Source organism: Microcystis sp. M53598_WE2, assembly GCF_030067735.1.
GTDB classification, from domain to species: Bacteria; Cyanobacteriota; Cyanobacteriia; order Cyanobacteriales; family Microcystaceae; genus Microcystis; species Microcystis aeruginosa.
In genome coordinates, this window is record NZ_JASJFE010000285.1 from 1 (window position 1) to 4,885 (window position 4,885).

Sequence of the window (4,885 nt, forward strand, 5' to 3'; positions counted from 1 at the left end):
AAGAAGCCTATTTTCAGCACATTCAAGCTTATTTCAATCTTCTGGAAATTGACTGGCCGCTGACGGAAAATGTGGCTAATGCTCTCACGCTAACAGAGCAAGATTTAGATGATATTGCCACTAAGTTAAGCTAATTATTCTATCGCTAAACAGTCGGCAGTGGGAATCGGCACGACTGTAAATGGGGAGGAACAGAAAGGGAAAATAATTAAATTATGGTTCTTCGGTTTGTGTTATGCAATGGACGGGAGTTATAAGGGATGAAACCCTTATATAGAAAGACATTGCTTCGATTTTTGCCAATTGTTTTCAATCTAGAACGAGCTAATCAATTAAGTCTCTTGCCAGATAAGGATTTAGCCTATTTATGCCCCCTGATCGAACCATACCAAGTAACGAAGAACCTAAATTATTTACTTCTGACCTCTTAAGTAATTCCCTTTAATTTCAACTCAAAAGGAGATAATCATGTCTTTTCCCTACACTCAATGTATTTCGGCAATCACTATTCCTGCTGGTGAATATAAGAACTATACTTTTGTCGTCGCTGCTTACCAAAGTGGGATCTCGGTTGGGCAATTTTCACCGAATCCAACCCCACCAAGTTATACTTTAGGGGGGGTGAGTAATCTTGATAATAATGGTGCCAGTACCACTGCTATTGAGTTTCTGCTTGATTACAGCAACACTGACTATTCACCACCTTACTATTTTGTTTACGGATCTGAAGACGAGAATATTTGGCTTAATAGCATTAATCCCGCTACTGGAGGCAGCCACTTCACAAGTAGTAATGTCACGACTCAGATCGCTTCGGAAAAACAACCCGATGCGCCAATTGCCGGACTTTTCTATTATTTCCCCGAAAGCCTTCTTTACGTGGCAGCGTCTAATGGCAACCTCTACTGGTATTCAGTCACTTGGTCTAACGGCGTGCCGAGCTTGTCTTATGTGGGTTCAAACACATCTTATAGCCAGACGGATGGAGCGTCCGTATCTCTGACCTTTTTCCCTGCGAACACGCTAACTAATTACGATTGTCTGTTACTCGGCGGGTGTGCGGCCACGGGGGTTATTTTCAATGCCAAAAACCCATCTTCAACTCCTACCCTTTACGGGTATGACGGTGGATGTAATGCAACTGACGTTTGTAAGGGACCAAAAGGCATTTACTGGGCAACCCCGGCTGGCGGTTTACACTATCAGCCCTATAGTGGGTTCAATGCCTCGTTAAGTCCTATTTGGACAGTACCCAGTGGACAGGTCATTTTATCTTTGGCCTATTCACCCAACGCCGGTAATGCAGATCCGGGAAATTATCCAGAGGGAGCAATCTTTATTGCCACGGCTCCGTCCAACCCCTCTAATTCCTCTATGGGCAGTATCTATGTTTGCGATGCCAGCACTAACACGGTGGGCAATGCCGCCCAACAGGATGCAACCATCTCAGGGAGCCCCTGGGGCATCATTGCCGATGCCAATCTGACTTATATGTGTGCAACTGGTTCATGTGGTGTTTTCCTAAGTACCTTGGCAGCTTATAATCCAGAATCAACTATTCCTGAGAATGGAATGTTAGTACCAAATAAGGTGACTAGCGGTGTTGGGCATACCTGGATCAGTGATCTTGTTTCCGCCGCCGCGTTGGTTTTTGGCGTGGTGACAGAGGATCCCGTTGCTGTCGGTTGGGCAGTTGCAGGTATTGATGCTGGGGCAATCGATGCCCAAACGGGTTATTAAGCGAATAGGACGCTATAGTACCAGTTGGTTGGTGTGAGAAAAAAAAAACAAACTTTCCTCAACCAACCTAACAATCTCTTGAATCAACAAAACTTAATCAAATATTCAAGGAGGTCATCAATTTATGGTTTTATACCGATGCAAAGAAAGCTATACCATCACCGTCAAAGATGAGGATGGATCTTTTTTATGGAATTTTAATAACTTTCCCTGCGATTTTGTCGGAGACAGACGGGGTGAAGCCGATATGGGAGCTATTCCTTTTGAGTTTAAACCCTACAATATACCTCTAGTGGTTGCCAATGCTAGATTATTTTCTGTCTTTGGTTTTGATGATCCCTCTTGGTTGGGAAGTCCTTTAGATATTCATCTCTGCTTTGCCGCTGATAATGGGATGCAGTCGATTACTTTAATACCGAATAAAGCGGCGGATTTTGAAGTGATTGAAGACAGCGAACGTTGTAACATCCTTCGTCATGTCTATGATAGTCGTTCCTATTTTGAAATTTTGTTAGGGAGTACACAAGAAAACGCGGATACGGATACCATTTGGCTACATACTATGAATGTCTATCAAGACTAACCATTAAAGCGGATTCGCTAACTATCAACTTGAATTGGCTTATTCATCCAGTGGAAGTCGAGATATTAAGCGATCGCCTAGCTCAAGACTAATAAAAACGCTGAAAAAATTAACAACAGGAGAAACAACGATGACTGGTACTAATTCCACTAGCCCAAATTATGTAATCGTAACCGATCAATATTGGGATGGTTTGGCTGATAATCCCCTTGGTGCCACGGAAATTCGCGTCGAAAATGGGAATATCACTGCGATCGCTACAACAGTTGATCACAGCAACGCTCAAATTATTGAACTAAAAGGACACACCGTTACCCCTGGTTTCATTGATTGTCATGTTCATATTACCTTCTGTGAAGGGGATCCTACAATTCCAGAAAATCCTTATATGGTGACAGTGCCATTAATGACCCTTTATAGCTTAAATCCCCTGAAAATACTGTTAATGAACGGTTTTACTACTGTAAGGGAAGTGGGCTGTCCCGATCCAGAATTTATTACCGTCGATCTCAAAAAAGCGATCGCCAAGGGCTGGATTATTGGACCAGATCTATTGGTAGCACCTCACCTGATTTCAGCCCAAGGAGGACATGGTGATTTTACCTCTTTAGTTGCTTTTCAGTTCAGACCAGAAAAATTTGAAGTAGCAGACGGAACAGCAGAAATTATCCGCATAGTACGGGAAGAAATTCGCTCAGGAGCAGATTGGATTAAATTCTGTGCTACAGGGGGTTTTAGCTCTCCTACGGATGATCCGAGTCAAACCACCTATTCCCAAGAGGAGATGAATATTCTGGTTAGTACCGCCAAAGATTTCGGTATTTCTGCTTGTCCTCACGCTTATGGAGGGGAAGGGGTTCAACGTGCTGTTAATGCGGGGGTACGTTCCATTGAACATGGTAATCTTGCCAGTTCCGAGACTTTGCAATTGATGGAGCAGAAGGGAGTTTATCTGGTACCAACTCAATACACTGTTTTAGAAAAAGCTCGCAATGCCAATAATCCTGAATATTGGCAAAATCGTTCTCCTTGGCAACACGCTAAATATCAAAAATATGCCTCTCAACTGATTGCTTGTGCTGATAATTTAGCTAAAAGTAACGTTAAGATTGCTTTTGGTACTGATGCGGGAACTTTTCCTCATATAGATAACTGGAAAGAGTTTCCAGCGATGGTTCAAAATGGTATTACTCCTTTACGCGCTTTAAAAGCAGCAACTACTGTAGCGGCTGAATTATTAATGCAGCCGAATATTGGTGCGTTAGCGGTGGGGAAATTTGCTGATATTATCGCTATGCCGGGTAATCCTTTTGAGGATATTAATGTTACTGGTAAAGTTGATTTTGTGATGAAACGGGGAGTCATCTATAAACAACCATCGGGAGGACAAGTATAATGGTTTTGTCATCAAATCTCTGGAAGACACCAGTAACACTGCTGACGGGTTTTTTAGGCGCGGGTAAAACTACTTTACTTAACTCCATTCTTAAGGGTAAAAGTGATCGCCGTTTCGGCATACTGGTCAATGATTTTGGTAGTCTTAATATTGATCAGATGTTAATTAAAAATAGAGACGATGATCTAATCACTCTTGAGGGAGGTTGTGTTTGTTGTAGTTTACAAAATAATCTGGTTAATTCCCTTCCCAAAATCCTATCTCTCCGTCCAGATCAGATCTTAATTGAAGCCAGTGGAATTGCTAACCCTTATACCCTGTTACAAACCCTAAAGCGTCCAGTTTTAAGTAGAATAATTCGCTTGGAAAGCATTATTACCCTAGTTGATGCGACCTATCTACCCCAAATTTGTGAACCATCTGGAAAAATTAACTATCAAGATTTGCTAATTGATCAAATTTCGGCTGCTGATATTGTGGTTCTCAATAAAATTGATTTGATTGATGAAAAAGCACAAATTAATGCTAGTCAAATTATCCAAAAAATAGCACCTTGGGTGCGTTTGTTAAAAGGGAGTTATGGGGATGTTTCCCTAGATTTATTATTAGGATTTAGGGACTCATTTCCCGTTCGTTCTGTATCTAGTCAATTAAAATCTAATCACTCTGATAACTTTCATACTTGGAGTTATGAAAGTGTTCGCCCTTTTCAGTTATTAACCCTGGGAAAAATATTAGGGAAATTACCCGTAACTGTATGGCGAGCCAAGGGTATTTTATCTACTGTTGAACATCCCAATAGAGGAGTAATTTTGCAACAAGTGGGGCCGAGAATTACCTTAGAAATAGGCGAAGAATGGGGTAATAATCCACCCTTTACCCAATTGGTATTAATTAGCACGGAGGCAATGAATACAAAAATATTACAGCAGCAATTAGATAGCTGTTTAAGAGTAGAGGATTTTGAGGTAAATTCAAAAACTCAAACCAAAGATAATTTTATTTTAAGTAACGAAATGTAACAAATATATCACAATTATCCAGGGTGAAACGTTTTATCAAAAAACTGGGTTTAAAACCTCCTCCTTCTAGGGGGACTTTATGTTAGAATTTTAGTAATCTAGAAAACCCGCCCTATCATAGAGAAAATCCGGCAACGGATTGAC

Annotated in this window: 4 protein-coding genes; all 4 read left to right on the forward strand. The window is 41.1% G+C overall.

All coding sequences use genetic code 11. The features are described from left to right. Window positions 1–468: 468 nt before the first annotated feature. The 4 genes from PX636_RS06145 (at window position 469) to PX636_RS06160 (ending at window position 4,741) form a co-directional block, all read left to right on the forward strand. Window positions 469–1,740, forward strand: coding sequence for a hypothetical protein (locus tag PX636_RS06145; protein ID WP_288116506.1), 1,272 nt, complete (start codon window positions 469–471; stop codon window positions 1,738–1,740). 124 nt (window positions 1,741–1,864) lie between these two features. Beyond that, a complete protein-coding gene (locus PX636_RS06150) occupies window positions 1,865–2,323 on the forward strand; it encodes a hypothetical protein (protein ID WP_002799153.1) in 459 nt (152 codons plus the stop codon). A gap of 130 nt (window positions 2,324–2,453) precedes the next feature. Beyond that, window positions 2,454–3,719: a metal-dependent hydrolase family protein gene (locus PX636_RS06155; RefSeq protein WP_106909106.1), complete on the forward strand. Its 1,266-nt coding sequence runs from the start codon at window positions 2,454–2,456 to the stop codon at window positions 3,717–3,719. Beyond that, on the forward strand, window positions 3,719–4,741 hold the full coding sequence (locus PX636_RS06160; RefSeq protein ID WP_002795432.1) for a CobW family GTP-binding protein: 1,023 nt from the start codon (window positions 3,719–3,721) through the stop codon (window positions 4,739–4,741). The genes PX636_RS06155 and PX636_RS06160 overlap by 1 nt, the downstream gene beginning before the upstream one ends. Window positions 4,742–4,885 lie beyond the last annotated feature (144 nt).

Coding starts and splice junctions, on each gene's coding strand:
- PX636_RS06145 (WP_288116506.1), top strand. CDS start 469: ATGTCTTTTCCCTACACTCAATGTATTTCGGCAATCACTATTCCTGCT.
- PX636_RS06150 (WP_002799153.1), top strand. CDS start 1,865: ATGGTTTTATACCGATGCAAAGAAAGCTATACCATCACCGTCAAAGAT.
- PX636_RS06155 (WP_106909106.1), top strand. CDS start 2,454: ATGACTGGTACTAATTCCACTAGCCCAAATTATGTAATCGTAACCGAT.
- PX636_RS06160 (WP_002795432.1), top strand. CDS start 3,719: ATGGTTTTGTCATCAAATCTCTGGAAGACACCAGTAACACTGCTGACG.